This window comes from Ottowia thiooxydans (assembly GCF_040548795.1).
In the GTDB taxonomy this organism is placed as follows: domain Bacteria; phylum Pseudomonadota; class Gammaproteobacteria; order Burkholderiales; family Burkholderiaceae_C; genus Ottowia; species Ottowia thiooxydans_A.
This window is the reverse complement of record NZ_JBEPSH010000007.1, coordinates 421,480-437,137: the sequence shown is the minus strand read 5'-3', so window position 1 is coordinate 437,137 and position 15,658 is coordinate 421,480. Positions and strand designations below refer to the sequence as shown.

Sequence of the window (15,658 nt, the reverse complement as noted above, 5' to 3'; positions counted from 1 at the left end):
GAGTGGAACGAATTCCCGCGCCGGCTTTGACCGGCGATTTTTGTCTTGACGCCAGACATTTCCCCTGCTGCTGACGCCTTGGTGGAGCTGCGCAACGTGACTTTCGGTTACGACGAGCGGTTGATCCTCAAGGATCTCTCGCTCGTGGTTCCACGAGGACGGGTCACGGCACTGATGGGCGCGTCCGGTGGTGGAAAGACCACGGTACTGCGCTTGATCGGCGGGCAACATCGCGCGCAAAAGGGAGAAGTCCTTCTGGACGGCAAAGACGTGGGTAGCATGGACGAAGCAGCGCTTTATGTGGCGCGCAGGCGCATGGGCATGCTCTTTCAGTTTGGCGCTTTGTTCACAGATTTGTCCGTTTTTGAGAACGTGGCATTTCCGCTGCGTGAGCACACTGACTTGCCAGAAGCCCTGATTCGCGACATTGTTCTGATGAAATTGGGGGCAGTGGGTTTGCGGGGCGCGCGCGATCTGATGCCTGCTCAGGTATCCGGCGGCATGGCTCGACGCGTGGCGTTGGCGCGGGCCATAGCGCTCGACCCGGATCTCGTGATGTACGACGAGCCCTTTGCTGGACTCGATCCCATTTCCCTGGGAACGACCGCGCGGCTGATCCGCCAACTCAACGATGCTCTGGGCATCACCAGCATCGTGGTTTCACACGACGTGGATGAAACTTTCCGCATTGCGGACAACGTCATCATTTTGGCGGAAGGCGGTATTGCCGCTCAAGGCTCACCGGACGAAATTCGCGCCAGCAATGATCCGTTGGTTCGGCAGTTCGTGGGTGCGCAAGCTGACGGACCAGTGCGCTTTCATTATCCCGGCCCCAGCATAGAACAGGATTTTGGCGAAAACGTATCTGAGGTGGCCCGATGAGCTGGTGGCGCCCATCCGACGTTGGCTATGCGCTGCGCGTCAGCGTTTCCGACATGGGGTATGCCACACGCTTTTTTTGGCGTCTGCTCAAACTGGCTGGCCCCACTTTCCGGCGTTTTTCGCTGGTGAGGGACCAAATCCATTTTCTAGGCAATTATTCGCTCGCAATTATTGCCATTTCCGGCCTTTTTGTTGGCTTTGTTCTGGCCTTGCAGGGCTATAACATTCTGCAACGCTATGGCTCTGCCGAGGCAGTGGGGCTCATGGTCGCGCTCTCGCTGCTGCGCGAACTGGGTCCAGTGGTGGCTGCGCTTTTGTTTGCCGGCCGGGCCGGCACATCGCTCACGGCAGAGATCGGTCTGATGAAATCCGGTGAGCAATTCTCAGCCATGGAGATGATGGCGGTAGACCCGGTGCGTCGCATCATCGCACCGCGTTTCTGGGCTGGAGTGATCGTGTTGCCACTGCTCACCGCTGTGTTCAACGCGGTGGGTATCCTGGGCGGCTGGGTGGTCAGCGTGCTGATGATCGGCGTTGATCCGGGCGCTTTCTGGAGTCAGATGCAGGGCGGCGTCGACGTCTGGGCCGATCTCGGCAATGGCGTCATCAAGAGCCTGGTATTTGGCGTGACGGTCACTTTCGTTGCCTTGCTCCAGGGCTACCGCGCCAAGCCTACGGCAGAAGGCGTCGCCAGAGCCACAACGCGCACCGTGGTGATGGCTTCTTTGATGGTCTTGGGGCTGGATTTCCTGCTCACGGCCATGATGTTCAGTTTTTGAGTGCCTGGTTTAAAGGACGACAAGCAACATGGGACGTTCAAAAAACGATTTCTGGGTGGGCCTATTTGTGCTCATCGGCCTGGCAGCGTTGGTGTTTCTGGCGCTGCAGTCGGCCAACCTGCTGAATATGAACTTCCAGCGCGGCTATCGCATCACGGCAGATTTTGACAACATAGGCGGGCTCAAGCCCAAGGCTGCCGTGAGGAGCGCGGGCGTGGTTGTGGGACGCGTGGTCTCCATCGGCTTCGACGACCAGAAGTTTCAAGCCCATATCACCCTCGATATGGATCCCCGATTCGCATTTCCGAAAGACAGCTCGCTAAAAATTCTTACAAGCGGATTGCTGGGCGAGCAGTACATTGGGGTTGAACCTGGCGCCGATGAGAAAAATCTGGCGGCCGGTGATAATGTCACCACCACACAATCGGCCGTGGTATTGGAGAATCTCATCAGCCAATTCCTGTTCAACGGGGCAGCTGATGGCGGCTCTGGAGGTGGAGCATCCAATCAGTCGAAAAGCGGCAGCAAGTAGCGCTGCCAACGCCGTAAAAATAATGCATAAGTGGCTCTGCTTCAGAGGCAGGGCCTATATAAATCAAGAATAAGGTACTCGATGAATACGCAATCACCGGCATGGGTCCGGTTGTCCGGCCGATTGGCCGTCGTGTTGCTGGCTACGGTCCTGGTCGGTTGTGCCAGTGCGCCCAACGCTGATCCTCGCGATCCCTGGGAGCCGTATAACCGCTCCATGACGACGTTCAACGACGCAGTGGATGACGCAGTGCTCAAGCCCGTGGCCACTGTGTACAAGGAAGTCCTGCCGCGTCCGGTTCGAACAGGTGTGGGTAATTTCTTCGGCAACCTCAGTGATGTCTGGTCCTTCGTCAACAATGTCTTGCAAGCCAAACCAGAAGGAGCCTTGCATTCCTTTTGGCGCGTGGTGATCAACACCTCCATTGGTATTGGCGGGGTGTTTGATCCGGCCAGTGAAATGTCGCTGGAGCGCCATAGGGAGGATTTTGGCCAGACCTTGGGGCGTTGGGGTGTCCCATCTGGCCCTTATGTCGTTCTGCCTATCCTCGGATCGAGCACGCTTCGAGATTCGTTCGCCTTGCCCGTGGACTCTTACGGTCAACCGCTCCGTTACTCAGATAACGTTCGCCTGCGCAATTCTCTTTCAGTCCTTGGAATTGTGGACGTTCGGGCGCGATTGCTTGATCTCGGCAACATTCTGGATGAGGCTGCGCTTGATCCATACACGTTCAAGAGGGACGTCTATCTCCAAAAACGCCAAAGCGACATCTCGGACGGATCAACGTCCTCTGATGAAGAGCGTTATGACCTCGATGAGGGTGATTCTGGGGCCGCGGAAAAATCACCCGTGTCGCCTCGCCCTCCCAGGGCCGGACGGCGAGCGCGCTAGCACGCCCTAGTACGAATACATCACTGCGGCAAGTGCTGACTGGATAGTCGTGGAACAACTTGTAACAGCCTTGGGGAACCTCAGGCTGCCCGGTGTATTCGAAATAGAGCTGACGCACGTTGCGTCCTTTTGCGAGAAAGAAAAAATATGACACAGCCGATTCGACGTTCATTCATCAAAGCTTCAGCGGCACTTCTAGGTGCCTTGACGTTGGTTGCAGCCGCCCCCTGGGCCCATGCTGCAGACGAAGCCCCCGATGCCATGATCCGCCGCCTCTCGGTCGAAGTACTGGACACCATTCGCTCAGACAAAAGTTTGCAATCAGGTGATGTGGCGCGGGTGATGGCGGTGGTTGACAGCAAGATCATGCCCAACGTGAACTTCCGCCGTATGACAGCCTCGGCGACGGGCCCCGGCTGGCGCAAGGCGACACCTGATCAGCAGCAGAAGTTGCAACAGGAATTCAAAACCCTACTGGTGCGGACCTACGCAGGCGCCCTCAGGCAGGTAAGTGACCAGTCCATAGAAGTGCGCCCCATGCGTGCTGCCGACACCGATAAGGAAGTCATGGTTCGCACCCTGGTCAGAGGCAAGGGTGAGCCAGTGCAACTTGACTACCGCATGGAGAAAACTCCTGGGCAGGGCGCTGGTTGGAAGATCTATGATCTGAACGTGGCCGGCATCTGGTTGGTAGATACCTACAGACCCCAATTTGCCCAACAGATCAATTCCAATGGCATCGACGGCTTGGTTTCGTCTCTGGTTGAGCGCAATCAGACCAATGCCGGTGCAAAGAACTGATTCATGTGATTTGTATCCTGAGTTAGGACTTCAAATTGCTTGTTCTGCCTGCTGAACTGACATCCGCACAGGCGCAGCCGTGCCTGAACATGCTGTTGAAATCAAGTCGACACGAGTCTGGTGACGAGGTGCTGGTAGATGCCACCGCGCTTGTGAAGTTCGATTCGTCCGCTCTGGCAGTTCTGCTGGAGTGCAGGCGCCATTGTTTTCATGACGGGAAACGGTTCGCAGTGCAAGGACTGGCTCCTCGTTTACGCGAACTTGCCGAGCTATATGGTGTTTCCACCTTGCTTCCGGAGCCCGGGTCGGCTCTAACCGCTTGAAATTGATGATTCGAGTGTGACATCCCCTCAGTGGGCGAATAACACTCTGACCGCACTGTTGGCGTTGTGGCCTTTGTTCCCGCTGTGACCGTCGGGCAGACTCCACACGGCGTGCCTGCTTTGGATCAAACTTTCCCGAATGCCTCTTCGCGGACATGCTTGCGCTAGTGGAGTGAACCGCATAATGCGATGAGCTTTTCCTCGCATTTTCCATCCTTAATGGGCGTTCCAGAGCATGAACATGATCAGACGTAGGATCCTTCACCCTCTATCCTTTAGCACCGGGAGGCGGCAGTTTCTAGGAACGGCTGGCGCTGGCATGCTGGCGACCAGCCTGCCAGGCTGTAGCACTCCTGCCAGCGTGGTTCCCTCCTACCCGAACACCATTGACTGGGCTCAGAAGGCCATCGCTCAAGTCATGAGCGAACAAGCTGATGCGGCAGCTATTTCTGTCGCGCTTCTCAAGCGCGACAAGCTCGTATGGCAGCAGGCCTTTGGCATGGCTTCCGTGACGGACCATCACCCAGCCACCACTCGTACGCGATTTAATATTGGCTCGGTTTCCAAGGTTTTCGCAGGCTTGGCGGGCGTGATTCTCCAGGACCGGCGATTGATCGACCTTGACGCTCCGATCAGCCGCTATCTCCCCGGCTTCAAGATGCTTTCGCCGGAATATCAACGCATTACTTCCCGGCATCTGTTGTCTCATTCTTCCGGGCTGCCCGGCACCAACGGCAGAAACATATTTTCTTTCGCACCCATAGCCGGTTATGCCGCAGACACTGAAAGCGAGCTTGCGAACGCGCACCTGAAGCATTCGCCTGGGCAACTCGCCGTGTACAGCAATGACGGATTCACCATGTTCGAGCAGGTGGTGCTGGCAGTCACAGGTCAGGCGTATGCCGATTTCGTCGAGGAGCACATCCTCAAGCCCTTGAAAATGACCGACTCCGGCTTCCTGCGCACTGCTAAGCCGCCGGGAGAGTTGGCCTACCCGCGCTACCAGGGCAAGCAATACCCTCTTGAGTTCGTCAATGCGTTTGCAACAGGCGGGCTAAGCTCCACGCCTGCTGACATGATGAACCTCGCGCAGATGTTTCTTGGTGGCGGAGTTTTCGAGGGAAATCGAATCGTCTCTGCATCTGGGGTGGCTGCGATGGCAGAGGATCAGACGAAAAATCTGAAGATCAATCCATCACCGGAATGGCGTTGGGGCCTGGGGTGGGACAGCGTGCAGCAACCCGGGCTGGCACAAGCGAATATTCATGCCTGGGAGAAAAACGGAGGAACGGCGTTTTTCTCCACGGAGTTCTTCGTGTTGCCAGAAGCCCAGATGGGCTTGCTTCTCACGGGAAATTCCGCATACGGTGCGAAGGCGCTTGCGATTGCGGAGGGCATCTTGCTGCGTGCATTGCAAGAGGAGGGCACCCTCGCGGCGCTTCCCCCAATGGTCGTCAATGCGGTCCCTGCTCTGGCGACCCCTGCCAACGTGACAGATGCTGCAGGCATATATGGCAACTACAAAGCGCCTATGCAGGTCGATCTGGACAAGGACGGTGGCCTGACGCTGAACCAATGGAATGGACAGGAATGGGAGCCTCTCTTCAAGGGTGCACCCCGGTTTCAGTACCGCAGCGATGGTTGGTGGTGGAGTGACAACGGTTCACTGCCGAGTTTTCGCTTTTCTGAAGCATCGGGAACCGATGAGTCAGGTAAGGCCTATCGTTACCGTTACCTGATGCAGCGGGTGGCTCCAGGAGCCAGGCTCGGATATGTCACCTTGCCGATTGCTCAGCAACTGGCGCCGTTGCCAAACATTTCCGCGGCCTGGCAAGCCAGGGTGCAATCTAAATGGTCTCCCACCAATGAGTCGCGGGAATCGGTCTCATGGAGCTTGACGGAGAACATGCAGTTTTCAGTGAGCACTCTCGCAGCTTTGCCAGGCTACATTCTGTTTGGCGGCGCAGACATGGGCTACCAGTTGCTTACTCCGCTAGACGACGATCGCGCGGGGCCATCGGTCAAGATCCCCGTCAACCATGGCCGGGACCTCAACGAGATCAATTTCTCAACGCATAACGGTACGCTGGTACTGAAAACCGGCAGTTTGATCTGCACGCTCGTTTGATAACTGTCCCCGCCGGGGCTAGGCAGGGCAGCCAGAAGTTCCTATTCGATCGTCTTCCTACCCCGGTGGGGTGGTGCGCGAAGCGTCGTGAATAGATAACTTTCGCGTTCTTGAATCCAACAACTTGGAAACGGACGCGATCATGAAACCATCAGACACCACGAGACGCCAATTGCTGGGGCGGGCTTTGACCATGGGATTGGGGGCTACCCTCGCAGCCTGCGGAGGCGATGACGACACTCAGGGAGGAGGAGGCGGTAGCGGAGGCGGCGGTAGCGGCGGCTTCACCGTGGATGAGCGCTCGGAAGCGACCTACCGCATCGCAGAGAAATATGAGCAAATCATGGCTGCGAATTCCCCGGCGCCTTTCGAAGCCTTGAAAGAATGGGTGCGTCAGCAGCCTCAGTTTGATGAAGTAGGTATTGGTGCGGGGAGCCTGTGGGCACGCTTTACGGACGGACGCTACTTTCTGTTTACGGACAACTGGCGAAACACAGGCGCAACGGCCAAGGCGGCCTCTGCCTCAGAGCCGCACAGCGCCGACATCGCCAAGCTGGTTCCAAAGGCTGGCGCTTCCATGCAGGTGCCAGGTAGCGATCAGACCGTGCTGCTCAAGATGATGAAGGATCCGGCGTCCTTTTCGCCCGAGGGTGATGCGGCTCTGGCCCAGGCCAAGGCGGCACTTGAGAAGCGTGGTTGGACTGTGCCAGCCCAGCATGCGCTCACAGTGGACGCGCTCAAGAATATAGGCCAGCCTGGACTTCTTTATCTCAACACGCATGGAGCCGTTTTCGGCACGGAAAGCGGGCGCGACGCCTACCAGGACTACTCGATCACCACTGATACGTTCATCAGTGGAGATCTGGATGAGGCCTACAAGGACGACCTGGACAACCGCCGACTCATCTACCACCGCGACCGCAGCTACTGGGCAGAGATCGTCGAGGGCAAACATCGTCCCAAGTACGCGGTCACAAGCTTCTTCATCTCGAAATATATTCGCCTGGCTCCGAACTCGCTGGTCATCCTCATGCTTTGCGAGGGGGGGCTGCCTCAGGCTGCTGTTTTCCGCGCAGCATTGAGCAATGTGGGCGCTGCGGAAATCATGGCGTGGCAGGGTAACGCGACGGCAGCCGGCTACCGGACAGTGAACACCCTCATAGATCGGATGACTGGCGCCAACACGCATGACCCGAGAAGCCCGGCCAATAGAGCCTTTGACTTCGAACACGTCTGGGCTTATCTCGGCGCTCAGGGTTTATTGGTGAACCCCGCGAGCGGGGAACCTGGTTCGAGCCCCGCGCCCATAAAGCGTTATGGCTTGGGTGGCTTCGATCTGACCAATCCGGTTATCACCATGCTGGAGATGGATTGGAAAGACAAGCTTGTCATCCACGGTAGCTTTGGGTCGGAGGCGGGGACTGTCCAGGTAGGGGGAATTGACTTGCCGATCTCGCGTTGGAGCGAGGATCGAATCGAGCTGGTGTTGCCCACTGGGGCCAACGATCCTCCGGGCTCCCATGGCGACGTGGTGGTCACGGCGCGCAAGCGAACGAGCAACGTGCGTCCATTGACATCCTGGCGTGGACAGATCGAATATGTGGAGGAGGAGACAGGTGGACCCAACGCCACTGGAAAACATACCAAGCGCCTGATTCTGGACTTGCACCTTCGCGGTGATGCCTATGCGAATCGCTCAGATGTGGACGGACCGCTCAAGCCCAACACTTTCAACCTGATCGCCTCCTCGGACAGCCGGGCGAGCTACTCGGTGGGTGGATCGATTGTGCGCAATGTCGAGGGGGGCAACTACACGACATCGCAAAAAGGGGAGGGGGAACTGCGCGTGGTGGGGCCTCGCGAGGCAGTGGATGGCCCCGGTCTGATCGTGGTGATAGGCCGAGTGGATGCACCAGGCAAACGGATTGAGATCATGCCGATTGTCACCGTGGGGGACTACTACAAGCATTATCTGGATGGGGAATACAGGGGAACCGGCTTTCTCCTGCTCAATACGGGGTCGCTCGGATTCGTGAACAACAATGGCGGTGCCCACTCGCACGTGCCGCTGATGTACGGTAGTTCATTGCCCATCGGAAGCTCGGGCGCTGCAAACCCCTATGAAGGTGTGATTTTGGTGAACGATAACCCCCTGCTCAAGCAGATCGTCAGGACAGCCGGGCTGAATGCCACGCCCGCACTTCGTGGAGATGTCGGGTTGTAGTGGGCGGCATTCCCCGTCTCTCATTCCTCGGCCATGGCCCGGCTCACCAGCGGGTGGACGGCTCGGGGTAATGAGGTGCGGGCTACGCTCTGAACCCCAAACACGTAGAATTGGGGGTTCAGCCTATGTCCGCCATTTCCATTCAATCGGTATCGAAGGTCTACCAGGCCTCCGGTAAACCCGGCTCATCCCCCCTCAAAGCGCTCGACAACGTCAGCTTCGACATCGAAGAGGGCGAATTTTTCGGCCTGCTCGGCCCGAATGGGGCGGGCAAGACGACTTTGATCTCCATTCTGGCCGGCTTGGCTGGAGCGACCAGCGGAAGCATCAAAGTCCATGGTTTTGATGTCAGGCAGGATTTTGTCCAGGCCCGCCGTCATTTAGGCATCGTTCCCCAGGAATTGGTGTTCGATCCATTTTTTACCGTGCGCGAAGCGCTGGTTTTCCAGTCCGGCTATTTCGGTCTCCATCGCAATGGCGCCTGGATTGATGAACTCCTTCACGGACTGGGCCTGACCGACAAGGCTGGTGCCAACATGCGGCAGCTTTCGGGCGGCATGAAGCGCCGTGTGTTGGTGGCGCAGGCCCTGGTGCACAAGCCGCCAGTCATCGTGCTCGACGAACCGACGGCGGGTGTCGATGTCGAGTTGCGCCAGACACTGTGGCAGTTCGTCGCCGAACTTAACCGACGTGGTCACACGGTGCTTTTGACCACGCACTATCTCGAAGAGGCCGAAGCGCTGTGCTCGCGTCTTGCCATGCTCAAGAGAGGGCGGGTGATTGCGCTGGAAAAAACCAGCACCTTGCTCAGCAACGCGACGTCCAACGTACTGCACTTCAAGACGGACAGCCCCCTTCCGGATCACTTGGCACGCCTGGCAAGAGTCACCGGCCGCATTGTGGAAATGCCGGCCGATGGTCCGGTTGCCATAGAACGCCATCTTGCAGCGTTGCGTGAGGCTGGGGTAGCGGCGGAAGATGTTGAAATTCGCAAGGCGGATCTCGAAGACGTCTTCATCGAATTGATGAGCGGCGCCCCGGAAGCGGGTGTCACGGAAGCCGGACTGGCAGAGGTGGCCACTGTATGACCCATCCAGACGTCACCCTGCCCACGACCCTCAAGGTTTCACCTCATCTTCAGGCCGTGCCAGCGCCCAATGATGGCTGGAAGATGCTGCTGAAAAAGGAAGTGCTGCGGTTTTGGCGCGTCGCCTTCCAGACCATTGCCGCCCCCGTACTCACGGCCGTTCTCTACCTGCTCATTTTCGGACATGTGATGAGCGATCGCGTGCAGGTCTACCCCGGTGTGAGCTACGTGGCATTTCTGGTGCCCGGCCTGGTGATGATGAGCATGCTGCAAAACGCATTTGCCAACAGCGCCTCCAGCTTGGTGCAAAGCAAGATCATGGGTAATCTCGTGTTCGTGCTGCTGACCCCATTGGGGCCCTGGCACTGGTTCATCGCCTACGTTGGAGCTGCCATTTTGCGCGGCTTGCTGGTGGGCGCGGGGGTTTATCTCATCACGCTGTTCTATGCGCCGGCACAAGCGGCAGCCCCTGTCTGGATTTTCGTATTCGCGTTCCTGGGTACTTCGCTGATGGGCGTGCTGGGTTTGCTGGCGGGACTGTGGGCGGACAAGTTCGACCAGATGGCGGTCTTTCAGAACTTTGTGATCATGCCCATGACCTTTCTGGCGGGTGTCTTCTATTCCATTCATTCTCTGCCGGGGGTTTGGCAGAAACTCAGCCATTTCAATCCGTTTTTCTACATGATTGATGGATTTAGGTACGGTTTCTTTGGTGTGAGCGACGTTTCGCCCTGGCTGAGCCTGGCGGTCTCTGGGGCAAGCTGCCTGGGCGTTGCGCTTTTGACGCTCCATCTCCTGAAAATCGGATACAAATTAAGAGGCTGAAGACGCGCTGGAGTCTCGAAACTCGAGCTCCGATGCGTGACAAGGAGGGATATTTCTCCGCCTCGACGCCATTCAACCAAGACCATGACTGCGCAAGAACTCCAATCCATCATTGCCGCCGGCCTGCCGTGCGAGCACCTCAGCGTTGAAGGCGACGGGCGCCATTGGTTCGCGACCATTGTCTCGCCTGCCTTTGAAGGCCTGCGCCCGATCGCACGCCATCAGCGTGTGTATGCTGCCCTTGGCGATCGCATGAAGACCGATGAAGTCCATGCCCTGTCGATGAAAACGCTTACACCGACCGAATATCAAAAAAATCCTGCATGACATGGACAAATTGCTGATCCGCGGAGGCCGGCCACTTCGGGGCGAGGTCGTCATCTCCGGCGCCAAGAATGCCGCATTGCCTGAAATGTGCGCTGCGTTGCTGACCGAAGAACCTGTCGTGCTGACCAATGTGCCGCGCCTTCAGGACGTGCGCACCATGCGTAAGCTTCTCGACAATATGGGTTGCGTGACCGATACGCATGGCGAGCGGGGCGGCATGACCTTCAATGCAGGCGGGACCATCAATCCTGAGGCCCCCTACGAATTGGTCAAGACCATGCGAGCTTCGGTGCTGGCCTTGGGTCCGTTGCTGGCGCGATTTGGACAGGCCAAGGTTTCCTTGCCGGGTGGCTGTGCCATTGGCTCGAGGCCCGTAGACCAGCACATCAAAGGCCTTCAGGCCATGGGCGCTGAAATCGACGTGGAACATGGCTACATGCTGGCGCGCTTGCCAGAAGGCCGCACCCGCCTGAAGGGCGCCCGTATCACCACCGATATGGTCACCGTGACGGGCACGGAGAACTTCCTCATGGCCGCCACCCTCGCCGAGGGTGAAACCGTGCTGGAAAATGCCGCTCAAGAGCCAGAGATCACCGATCTCGCGGAAATGCTCATCAAGATGGGCGCGCGCATTGAGGGGCACGGCACCAGCCGCATCCGAATCGTCGGGGTTGAGAGGCTGCATGGCTGCACGCATGAGGTGGTGGCCGACCGCATAGAGGCCGGCACTTTCCTGTGTGCCGTAGCAGCCACCGGAGGCGAAGCCACTTTGCGCAACGCTTGCGCCCATCATCTGGATGCCGTGATCGAAAAGCTCCGTGACGCGGGTGCCGAGATAGAGGCCTTGGGAGGCCCCGACTGTGAGGGCGGAGCCAAAGCCCACGCCATCACCATCCGCAGCCTGGGTGGCAGAGCGCTGAAAGCGCAGAGCTTTCGCACCAGCGAATATCCAGGCTTTCCAACGGACATGCAGGCGCAGTTCATGACACTCAATTGCGTGGCTGCCGGATCCAGCATGGTCAGTGAAACCATCTTTGAAAACCGCTTCATGCACGTCAATGAACTGACGCGGCTGGGCGCAGCTATTCACGTGGACGGCAGGTCCGCCATGATTGATGGCGTGCAGAACCTGTCCGGAGCCAGCGTCATGGCAACGGATCTGCGCGCTTCTGCCAGTCTGGTCATTGCGGGTTTGGTAGCCGAAGGCGAAACCATGATCGACCGCATCTATCACCTCGACCGCGGCTACGACCAGATGGAAGAAAAGCTGCGTTTGATCGGGGCGGATATTCAGAGAGTCCAATCATGATTACCCTCGCACTCTCCAAGGGCAGGATCTTTGATGAAACGCTGCCTCTTCTGGCTGCGGCCGGGATCGAAGTGCTCGAAGATCCTGAAAAATCCAGAAAACTCATTCTGCCGACCAATCAGGACGGTGTTCGCGTGGTGCTGGTTCGCGCCACCGACGTGCCTACCTATGTGGAATATGGCGGCGCCGACATCGGTGTGACTGGCAAGGACGTGCTGATAGAGCACGGCGGTGCAGGCCTCTACCAGCCTCTGGATCTGCGAATCGCGCAATGCCATATGGCCGTGGCCGCGCCGGCCGGTTTTGATTACCTGCGGGCGGTGCGTCAAGGCAGCCGCATCACCGTGGCGACCAAATACACCGCCATTGCCCGTAATTTTTTTGCTGACAAGGGCGTTCACGTTGACCTGATCAAGCTCTATGGCAGCATGGAGCTGGCTCCATTGACCGGCATGGCTGACGCCATCGTCGACCTGGTAAGTACTGGCAAAACGCTCAAGGCCAACAATCTGGTCGAGGTCGAGCACATCATGAATATCAGCTCCCGCCTGGTGGTGAACCAGGCGGCGCTCAAGCTCAAGACTGCCCCCATTCGCCGCATCATCGATTCTTTTGCTGCGGCCGTTGGCTCAGCCACCGTCCCTGCCTGACGGAGATCAGAGGAACTTCCAAACCATGACCTTCATCGCTGTCCCTGCTCGTTTGTCCACCTCCAGCGCCGATTTCGAGCAGCAATTTGCTGCTCGCCTGCATTGGAGTGCCGAGCAGGATGCCGCCATCGAAGATCGGGTGAGGGACATCCTGGCTGACGTTCGCACACGCGGCGACGCGGCAGTTCTGGAGTACACGGCAAGGTTTGACCATCTGGCAGAGACCAGCATGGCTGGACTTGAGCTCAAGCCCGATGAACTGAAGGCGGCGTTTGAGAGTTTGCCCTCTATCCAGCGGGAGGCCCTGGAGCTTGCTGCCGCCCGCATCCGGCGTTATCACGAATGGCAGAAAAGCCAGGGTGGCGAAACAGCCACTTACCGTGATGAAGACGGAACCCTGCTAGGGCAGAAAATCACCCCCCTGGACCGGGTAGGCATCTATGTGCCGGGGGGCAAGGCGGCCTACCCCAGCAGCCTGCTGATGAACGCCATTCCTGCGCATGTGGCCGGTGTGGGCGAGATTGTGATGGTCGTGCCCACCCCGCGAGGAGAGAAAAACCCGCTGGTCCTGGCTGCGGCCTACGTCGCTGGGGTCAGTCGTGCTTTCACCATCGGAGGCGCGCAAGCTATAGCGGCACTGGCGTATGGCACAGCGACGGTGCCCAAAGTAGACAAGATCACCGGCCCCGGAAACGCCTACGTCGCCAGCGCCAAAAAACACGTCTTTGGAACGGTGGGCATCGACATGATCGCGGGCCCGAGCGAAATTCTGGTGTTGGCTGATGGCAGCACCCGCCCTGATTGGGTGGCTATGGATCTGTTCAGCCAGGCAGAACACGACGAACTGGCTCAGAGCATTCTGCTCAGCCCTGACGCGGCCTATATTGACGCTGTACAGCGCGAGATAGACCGTTTGCTTCCCACCATGCCTCGTGCCGAAATCATTGCCAAGAGCCTCACCGGGCGTGGCGCCTTGATCCATACGCGCAGCATGGAAGAGGCATGTGAAATCAGCAACCGCATCGCGCCTGAGCACTTGGAAGTCAGCAGCGAGGATCCACATCGCTGGGAGCCACTGCTCAAGCATGCTGGCGCCATTTTCCTGGGGGCCTACACCAGCGAGTCTCTGGGCGACTACTGCGCGGGCCCTAATCACGTGTTGCCTACCAGTGGTACCGCTCGGTTCTCCTCCCCGCTGTCGGTATACGACTTTCAAAAGCGCAGCAGCCTGATTGAGGTCAGCAAGGTGGGTGCTCAGAAGCTTGGTCAAATCGCTCGCGTATTGGCCCTGGGTGAGGGCCTGCAGGCCCACGCAGGTGCGGCGGAGATGCGGTTGTCTTCCTGAACAGAAGGCCAGAATGCAACGCCGTCGCTGACGGCGCGGTGTTCTTCTGCGAAAAAACTTGGAGAGCTTGCTATCCGCGGCGCCGGATGCGGCGCAGTCCCAGGGCGCCTAACCCCAGGCCCAACACCGTCAACATCCACTCGCCAAGCGTCGGCACGGCAGTGACACCAGAGCCTGAGGCACTGCTGTCACGTACAGTGATGGTCTGCGCCGAGCCCGTCACCAGCCATGATGGTTCCTCGGGATCGGAACTTACGGAGACGATGACGGGGGCATCGCCATCGCCAGGTGTGCTGTTGGGGGTGGCGGTCACCGTGCAGGTGGCCTGCGTTTGAAGGGCTGTAAAGCTCACGCTCGCGCAGTCGCTGCTGAATCGGGCGCTATTGCCCGCGACGCTCAGGGCAATGGCATAGGCTGAGCGCGGAGGGTTGACGACGTCAACGGTGCAGGTGGCGCTTTGGCCAGCGGTATCGACCAGCGTGGCAGGCGTGCAGGTGACGCGCGCCTCTGGGATAAGGGGAATCACACCAAATGCGACCGCCTGTGCTTCTGACTGGTCACCAAGACCCGGCTCCGTACCCAGAATGGCGACGATGTTGCTTGGATTGGTCGTAGTGTGCATCCAGGCTGAGGCGGCGTAGTTTTCCGGCAGCAAGGGCAGGCGGCTTTGCAGCAACACACTTTTGGGATCGGGGTAGGTTGCCAGCACTGTCGCGGGCAGTTGACCTGCAAGGGGTGAAAGCTGAACGGGGTCGATCCAGCCGCCGCCGTCCGTGGTGAAACGGATTCCCTCGGTTTGAGCACTGTTCAAGGGGGTGGTCTCCTCTGCATCCACTGCGACTATCTGGAACTGCAGTTCATGACCGGCTGGATTGGTAAGGACCAATTGATTCAGATTCAGCCGCATGATGCCTCCCCGGCTGCGCAGTGCGGGCTCACGGGCAGCGGTATCGGGGCGGTAGCGCGCAGTCAGTCCAAACGCTGATCCACGGTTCGGTTGGACCCCCACATACGCAGGCAACGGCTGAGCACTCAAAGTGCCGTGGTAAGTGGTCAACATGTAGCCGCGTTCAAGGGTAAGCGCCAGTTGAGTTCTTACGCCGCTGGGTGACGGCACGTCAAACAGAAAGTCCTGCGAGTAGCTTGGCCCCGCGCCTGTCATGCCTGAGAAGTCAAGCCATCTGATCACGTCGGCGTTGACAGGCCCGTCGATGGCCTGATACGCCTGAGCGGAGGTTTGAGCCTGAGCGAGTGACCAGGGCAGGAGCAAACTGGCGAGCGTAAGGAGTGAGTACTTCATCATTAATACGAGAGTTAGGCGCAGGTGCAAGGGTGTCAATAAAGACAAGAACTGGCGTTGTGACTGCTCACGAAGCTTCCCAAGGCCTCCCCTGAAAATGCACAATAGGCGAAAGGGCACTTTTCTCCTTGGGCCTAGGAGAAGTCGACATGGACCCAAGTGAACTTGTTCGAAATTATTTGTGCAGATTTTGAATCGTCGAGGCTTTCGGTTTGTATGCCGATGATCTCCTGGATGCAAGATCAGCAAAAAGGG

Annotated in this window: 15 protein-coding genes; 14 read left to right on the top strand and 1 reads right to left on the bottom strand. The window is 58.3% G+C overall.

Annotated elements, in window-relative coordinates; all coding sequences use genetic code 11:
- Nucleotides 1-45 precede the first annotated feature (45 nt).
- From ABIE13_RS19060 to hisD, 14 genes are all read left to right on the top strand, one after another.
- A complete protein-coding gene (locus ABIE13_RS19060; protein WP_436278443.1) occupies nt 46-882 on the top strand; it encodes an ABC transporter ATP-binding protein in 837 nt (278 codons plus the stop codon).
- Entirely contained in the window at nt 879-1,661 is a 783-nt protein-coding gene (gene mlaE / locus ABIE13_RS19055) for a lipid asymmetry maintenance ABC transporter permease subunit MlaE (protein ID WP_354446323.1), read from the top strand. Before ABIE13_RS19060 ends, mlaE begins: the two co-directional genes overlap by 4 nt.
- Nucleotides 1,662-1,689: 28 nt before the next feature.
- Nucleotides 1,690-2,193: an outer membrane lipid asymmetry maintenance protein MlaD gene (gene mlaD / locus ABIE13_RS19050; protein WP_354446321.1), complete on the top strand. Its 504-nt coding sequence runs from the start codon at nt 1,690-1,692 to the stop codon at nt 2,191-2,193.
- 81 nt (nt 2,194-2,274) lie between these two features.
- Nucleotides 2,275-3,084 (top strand): MlaA family lipoprotein, encoded by an 810-nt coding sequence (locus ABIE13_RS19045; protein ID WP_354446319.1) that lies wholly within the window; start codon nt 2,275-2,277, stop codon nt 3,082-3,084.
- Nucleotides 3,085-3,231: 147 nt separating this feature from the next.
- A complete protein-coding gene (locus ABIE13_RS19040) occupies nt 3,232-3,885 on the top strand; it encodes an MlaC/ttg2D family ABC transporter substrate-binding protein (protein WP_354446318.1) in 654 nt (217 codons plus the stop codon).
- Between the two features lie 35 nt (nt 3,886-3,920).
- Nucleotides 3,921-4,208: an STAS domain-containing protein gene (locus tag ABIE13_RS19035; RefSeq protein WP_354446316.1), complete on the top strand. Its 288-nt coding sequence runs from the start codon at nt 3,921-3,923 to the stop codon at nt 4,206-4,208.
- A gap of 319 nt (nt 4,209-4,527) precedes the next feature.
- Complete coding sequence (locus ABIE13_RS19030; protein WP_354446314.1) at nt 4,528-6,336, top strand: serine hydrolase domain-containing protein; 1,809 nt, start codon at nt 4,528-4,530, stop codon at nt 6,334-6,336.
- Nucleotides 6,337-6,478: 142 nt separating this feature from the next.
- Nucleotides 6,479-8,560 carry a hypothetical protein gene (locus ABIE13_RS19025; RefSeq protein ID WP_354446312.1) on the top strand — a complete coding sequence of 694 codons (2,082 nt, stop codon included), beginning with the start codon at nt 6,479-6,481 and terminating at the stop codon, nt 8,558-8,560.
- Between the two features lie 125 nt (nt 8,561-8,685).
- The gene (locus ABIE13_RS19020; protein WP_354446310.1) at nt 8,686-9,648 is read left to right on the top strand and encodes an ABC transporter ATP-binding protein; all 963 of its coding nucleotides are present in this window, start codon (nt 8,686-8,688) and stop codon (nt 9,646-9,648) included.
- An 83-nt stretch (nt 9,649-9,731) separates the two neighbouring features.
- Nucleotides 9,732-10,472 carry an ABC transporter permease gene (locus ABIE13_RS19015; RefSeq protein WP_354446441.1) on the top strand — a complete coding sequence of 247 codons (741 nt, stop codon included), beginning with the start codon at nt 9,732-9,734 and terminating at the stop codon, nt 10,470-10,472.
- A gap of 84 nt (nt 10,473-10,556) precedes the next feature.
- Nucleotides 10,557-10,799 (top strand): BolA family protein, encoded by a 243-nt coding sequence (locus tag ABIE13_RS19010; RefSeq protein WP_354446308.1) that lies wholly within the window; start codon nt 10,557-10,559, stop codon nt 10,797-10,799.
- A gap of 1 nt (nt 10,800) precedes the next feature.
- Nucleotides 10,801-12,108 (top strand): UDP-N-acetylglucosamine 1-carboxyvinyltransferase, encoded by a 1,308-nt coding sequence (gene murA / locus ABIE13_RS19005; RefSeq protein ID WP_354446306.1) that lies wholly within the window; start codon nt 10,801-10,803, stop codon nt 12,106-12,108.
- Nucleotides 12,105-12,758, top strand: coding sequence for an ATP phosphoribosyltransferase (gene hisG, locus ABIE13_RS19000; protein WP_354446304.1), 654 nt, complete (start codon nt 12,105-12,107; stop codon nt 12,756-12,758). The genes murA and hisG overlap by 4 nt, the downstream gene beginning before the upstream one ends.
- A 25-nt stretch (nt 12,759-12,783) precedes the next feature.
- Nucleotides 12,784-14,103, top strand: coding sequence for a histidinol dehydrogenase (gene hisD, locus ABIE13_RS18995; protein ID WP_354446302.1), 1,320 nt, complete (start codon nt 12,784-12,786; stop codon nt 14,101-14,103).
- Between the two features lie 70 nt (nt 14,104-14,173).
- On the opposite strand, the gene ABIE13_RS18990 is transcribed toward hisD, so the two are convergent.
- Nucleotides 14,174-15,406 (bottom strand): IPTL-CTERM sorting domain-containing protein, encoded by a 1,233-nt coding sequence (locus ABIE13_RS18990; protein WP_354446300.1) that lies wholly within the window; start codon nt 15,404-15,406, stop codon nt 14,174-14,176.
- Nucleotides 15,407-15,658: the final 252 nt, after the last annotated feature.

What these genes read in the sequence shown, in the direction of transcription:
- ABIE13_RS19015 (WP_354446441.1), top strand. Translation starts at nt 9,732, where the DNA reads ATGCTGCTGAAAAAGGAAGTGCTGCGGTTTTGGCGCGTCGCCTTCCAG.
- ABIE13_RS19025 (WP_354446312.1), top strand. Translation starts at nt 6,479, where the DNA reads ATGAAACCATCAGACACCACGAGACGCCAATTGCTGGGGCGGGCTTTG.
- ABIE13_RS19010 (WP_354446308.1), top strand. Translation starts at nt 10,557, where the DNA reads ATGACTGCGCAAGAACTCCAATCCATCATTGCCGCCGGCCTGCCGTGC.
- ABIE13_RS19030 (WP_354446314.1), top strand. Translation starts at nt 4,528, where the DNA reads ATGCTGGCGACCAGCCTGCCAGGCTGTAGCACTCCTGCCAGCGTGGTT.
- murA (WP_354446306.1), top strand. Translation starts at nt 10,801, where the DNA reads ATGGACAAATTGCTGATCCGCGGAGGCCGGCCACTTCGGGGCGAGGTC.
- hisG (WP_354446304.1), top strand. Translation starts at nt 12,105, where the DNA reads ATGATTACCCTCGCACTCTCCAAGGGCAGGATCTTTGATGAAACGCTG.
- ABIE13_RS19040 (WP_354446318.1), top strand. Translation starts at nt 3,232, where the DNA reads ATGACACAGCCGATTCGACGTTCATTCATCAAAGCTTCAGCGGCACTT.
- hisD (WP_354446302.1), top strand. Translation starts at nt 12,784, where the DNA reads ATGACCTTCATCGCTGTCCCTGCTCGTTTGTCCACCTCCAGCGCCGAT.
- ABIE13_RS19045 (WP_354446319.1), top strand. Translation starts at nt 2,275, where the DNA reads ATGAATACGCAATCACCGGCATGGGTCCGGTTGTCCGGCCGATTGGCC.
- mlaD (WP_354446321.1), top strand. Translation starts at nt 1,690, where the DNA reads ATGGGACGTTCAAAAAACGATTTCTGGGTGGGCCTATTTGTGCTCATC.
- ABIE13_RS19020 (WP_354446310.1), top strand. Translation starts at nt 8,686, where the DNA reads ATGTCCGCCATTTCCATTCAATCGGTATCGAAGGTCTACCAGGCCTCC.
- ABIE13_RS18990 (WP_354446300.1), bottom strand. Translation starts at nt 15,406, where the DNA reads ATGATGAAGTACTCACTCCTTACGCTCGCCAGTTTGCTCCTGCCCTGG.
- mlaE (WP_354446323.1), top strand. Translation starts at nt 879, where the DNA reads ATGAGCTGGTGGCGCCCATCCGACGTTGGCTATGCGCTGCGCGTCAGC.